The following is a 4,649-nucleotide window of genomic DNA, read 5'->3' as shown; positions in this document are numbered from 1 at the left end:
GTTATGGACAGAGAAGAAATCGGTTTGAATGCCGGACTCGTATGGAATGCCCTTAATGAAAGCGAAGGTTTAACTTTGAAAGGGCTTAAAAAGGTGACTAAACTGAAAGATAAGCAGTTATATGCTGCTTTGGGTTGGTTGTCACGTGAAGATAAGGTTACTATCGAGGAAGTTGAAGGTGACCTTTTGGTGAACTTGATCAAATACTAATATCTATATAAAGGCTCTGAATAAAGAGCCTTTTGCTATTAAGTATTCTGTAATGTTTGTAAAAGAAACGGTTTGGAATGTTTTCCTGGACCGTTTCTTTTTCTTTGTGAGTATTTTTTTTGAGAACAATTTGTTTTATGCTTCTGTTACGTGTGAATTTTTGTTTTCAGAGAATCATATTCGAAAGTATCTCTCCAAAGTCTGTATATATGATTTTTTATCGGAAAATTTAAACAGCTTCTAAAGAACAGGAAAAAATTAGCCCCTTTTATGTATAATAAAAATGAGAAATTGTATATTGCAGCCTGATTGTATTAATAAATAGAGGATGTTCCATGAAAACATTTGCTTGCACGTTTTTTTTAAGTTTTGTCCTTGTTTTTTCTATTTATGCCGATACCGCTTATCCGGTAATTGTAGTGGCTCAAGATGGTAGCGGAGACTTTATAACTATACAGGATGCTATTAATTCTGTCCGTGATTTTACCCCTGTACCCCGTGTAATACATATAAAAAAAGGCATTTATTATGAAAAGGTAGAGATTCCTTCATGGAAATGCGACATAACATTAAAAGGTGACGGTCCGGAGGAGACTTTGATTTATTATGATGATTATGCTTCGTTGCGCCGGATGGGGACATTTCGTACTTATACCTTACAAATACGAGGGAATCGTGTAACGTTGGAAAATCTTACGGTAGAGAATCGGGCGGGACGAGTCGGGCAGGCCGTAGCATTGCATGTAGAAGGAGACTGTGTGGCTGTTCGTAATTGTCGGTTGTTGGGAAATCAAGATACATTGTTTACAGGGAATGAGAATAGCCGGCAATATTACGATCGGTGTTATATAGAGGGAACTACCGATTATATCTTCGGTCCGGCGACATGTTGGTTTGATCATTGTATTCTTCACAGCAAATCCGATTCTTATATTACTGCGGCATCTACGCCGGAGAATCATAAGAACGGTTATGTTTTTTATAAGTGTAATTTGACTGCTGCAGAAGGAGTTGTTAACGTGTATTTAGGTCGTCCTTGGAGACCATATGCCTCGGTGGTATTTTTAGAATGCAGGATGGGAAAACATATTCGTCCGGAGGGATGGCATAATTGGCGAAATGCAGCAAATGAAAAAACTGCCCGTTATGCCGAATATGCTTCTGCCGGCGAAGGTGCAGACCCTGAATCCAGAGTTTCTTGGTCATCGCAATTGGATGAAGATGATGTGTCTTTATATATTCCCGAATCTGTTTTGGGAGGGGATTGGTTTAGAAAAACGTGTGTTGAAAGTGTGTATAAAAAATCCTCGTAATTTGTCGAAATTTCCCCCTTTTGATTTTGTATGGTGTTTATTTTTGCACTGAAACTAATTTAATAAGTGCTATGAAGAATATATGGACTGCTGTAATTTGCCTATTACTTTGTTGGGGAACAGTTTCTGCACAATCTTATGTCTCGCAAGTATGGGTCTCCGATTTGGGAAACGGAAAGTATAAGAATCCTGTTTTAGATGCTGATTATTCTGATCCGGACGTTTGTCGGGTAGGCGATGATTATTATATGACATCTTCGAGTTTTGCATGTATACCTGCCCTTCAGATTCTTCACTCTAAAGATATGGTGAATTGGCGTATTATAGGAACAGCTATTGAACGCTTGCTTCCGGAAGAACGCTTTTCTCAGATGCAACATGGAAATGGGGTTTGGGCACCCAGTATAAGATATCATCAGGGAGAGTTTTATATTTATTATGGTGATCCCGACACGGGAATTTATATGGTAAAATCTAAAGATCCTGCCGGGAAATGGGATAACCCCGTATTGGTAAAAGCTGCTAAAGGGATTATCGATACTTGTCCGTTATGGGATGAAGACGGTAATGCTTATATAGTACATGGCTATGCCGGAAGTCGTGCCGGTCTGAAAAGTATTTTGGGATTGATCCGTATGACTCCGGACGGGACACGGGCGATCGGGGAGTCCAGAATTATTTTTGACGGACATATTGGCAATGCAACGATAGAAGGTCCTAAATTTTATAAGCGAGACGGCTGGTATTATATTTTTGCTCCTGCCGGAGGTGTACCGACAGGCTGGCAGACAGTTTTACGGTCTAAAAATATATGGGGTCCGTATGAGTGGAAAATTGTGATGGCTCAGGGAAATACGAATATAAATGGACCTCATCAGGGAGCATGGGTAGATACTCCGGATGGAAAAGAGGATTGGTTTTTTCATTTTCAAGATAAAGAAGCGTATGGTCGCGTAGTTCATTTGCAGCCGATGAAGTGGGTTGACGGATGGCCTGTAATCGGAGTCGATAAAGATGGGGATGGTTGCGGGAGTCCTGTGTATTCTTATAAGAAACCGAATGTCGGAAAAACTTATTCTATTGAAACGCCTGCAGAAAGCGATGAATTCGACTCTTTAGAGTTAGGTTTGCAATGGCAATGGCAGGCAAATCCTAAACCGATATGGTATTTTTGTGACGGAGGTAATAGTTTGTTACGGCTTTACTCTTATTATACCGAAAATCAGGTTAATTTATGGGATGTCCCGAATTTGTTACTACAAAAATTTCCAACGGAAGATTTTACGGTGACAACGAAGGTCTCATTTGCGCCTTCTTCTAAATATACTGGAGAACGGACAGGTTTGGTTGTAATGGGGGCAGATTATGCCGTGTTGGCAATTGAAAATCGTGCGGACGGATTGATCTTGGTACAGAATGTGTGCCGTAAGGCTGATAAGAAAGGAAAGGAAGAGGAAAATGCGTCGGTAAAGTTATCTGATAATACGTTGTTTCTTAGAGTAAAGGTTAAGAAAGATTCCGAGAAAGAAGCTATCTGTTCATTCAGTTATAGTGTAGATGGCAAGAAGTTTATTTCTTTGGGAGAAAACTTTACGGCGAAACCCGGTAAATGGATCGGTGCTAAAGTGGGATTGTTTATTACTCGTCCTAAAGCCGTCAATGATGGAGGTTGGGTGGATATAGATTGGTTTAGAGTAACGAAATAGCTTTTAAAAGTTTTATTTGAAGATATTATCAAAAAATCCTATAAAAGTGACAATTTATGCTCATGTTGCCGTTTGTATTCGGTGTATTTTTGGGCTTGTAATATGATAGCCGTGTGAAATTGTAAGAGTTCATTTTTAGTTTTTCGATAGAGAAGGTTGTCCAGAAAAACGATCGTTTGATTGGACTTGAACAGTCTCCGGAGAAATAAAAAATAAAAGATTGAATATGTATGACTTGTAAAGTCGAGTGCGTGGTTATTTTGAGAAAAAGGTTGTCCTGAAAAAACGATCGTTTCATCGGATGCCTTTTGTAATACCGGAAAACATATCTTTTTGATAGTTTCATGAATTTAATAAATCATATATCATTAACATTAAATCCAAGTACTAATGAACGAAAATCTGAAATTGAGAAGTTTGGGTATTCTTCTGTTGATGTGCTTATTCAGCTTTGGTGCGTATGCTCAGGGACGGCAAGTTTCCGGTACGGTTACCGATGCGAAGGGTGAGCCTCAAATCGGAGTATCTGTCGGAGTGAAAGGTACTACTCAGGGTACTATGACCGATATCGACGGTAAATTTAAAATTAAAGTTCCTTCGGATAAGTCGGTTCTGCGTTTTACTTATGTGGGTTTTAAGCCTCATGAAGTTACGGTAGGAAAACAATCGACATTTAAAATCGTGCTTCACGAAGAGGCGAAAGATCTTGATGAGGTGGTTGTAATCGGTTATGGTACAGTGCGTAAAGGTGAGTTGACCGGTGCAACGGCTTCTATTAATGAGAAGATGTTAAAGGATATTCCTGTAGCGTCTGCAGCCGAAGCCTTGACCGGACGTTTGTCAGGGGTACAAGTGACGACGACGGAAGGTTCTCCTGATGCGGAAATACAGATACGTGTACGTGGGGGAGGTTCTATAACTCAAGATAATTCTCCTCTTTATATTGTGGATGGTTTCCCGGTAAATAGTATCGGAGATATCTCTCCTTCGGATATAAAGGATATGCGTGTGTTGAAGGATGCTGCGTCTACTGCTATTTATGGGGCACGTGGAGCTAATGGGGTTATTCTTATTACGACAAAAGAGGGTACGGAAGGGAAAATCACCGTTGATTTTAATGCTTATTGGGGAGCTAAGAAGATCACCAAATATTTGGATATGATGAGCCCTTATGATTATGTAATGTGGCAATATGAGTTAGATCCCAGTTCCAAGACAACTCCGGAGACCGGTTTTAATCGTCTTTATGGAGCTTATCAAGATTTGGATATTTATAAATCTAAGCAGGGAACGAATTGGCAGAAAGAGGTTTTCGGCCGTACGGCATTTCAGCAAAATTATAACTTGAATATTAGCGGAGGTTCTAAAGCTACCAAATTCAGTTTAGGATTGAATCATATTGATGAGAATAGTATAATGA

At 39.5% G+C, this 4,649-nt stretch carries 4 protein-coding genes; all 4 read left to right on the top strand.

Going from position 1 to position 4,649, the window contains the following annotated elements; genetic code table 11:
- The first annotated feature begins 3 nt into the window (after positions 1-3).
- The gene (locus AC1WHX_RS10560; protein ID WP_009319618.1) at positions 4-210 is read left to right on the top strand and encodes a winged helix-turn-helix domain-containing protein; all 207 of its coding nucleotides are present in this window, start codon (positions 4-6) and stop codon (positions 208-210) included.
- Between the two features lie 335 nt (positions 211-545).
- Positions 546-1,523: a pectinesterase family protein gene (locus AC1WHX_RS10555; RefSeq protein ID WP_122337508.1), complete on the top strand. Its 978-nt coding sequence runs from the start codon at positions 546-548 to the stop codon at positions 1,521-1,523.
- Between the two features lie 71 nt (positions 1,524-1,594).
- Positions 1,595-3,229 (top strand): glycoside hydrolase family 43 protein, encoded by a 1,635-nt coding sequence (locus AC1WHX_RS10550; protein WP_122303734.1) that lies wholly within the window; start codon positions 1,595-1,597, stop codon positions 3,227-3,229.
- Between the two features lie 390 nt (positions 3,230-3,619).
- A partial coding sequence (locus AC1WHX_RS10545) for a SusC/RagA family TonB-linked outer membrane protein (RefSeq protein ID WP_481229316.1) occupies positions 3,620-4,649 on the top strand: 1,030 nt, incomplete at its 3' end.

The sequence above is a fragment of the Coprobacter sp. genome (genome assembly GCF_982436375.1).
Note: the sequence above shows the minus strand (reverse complement) of the source record. Positions and strands in the feature narration are given on the sequence as shown.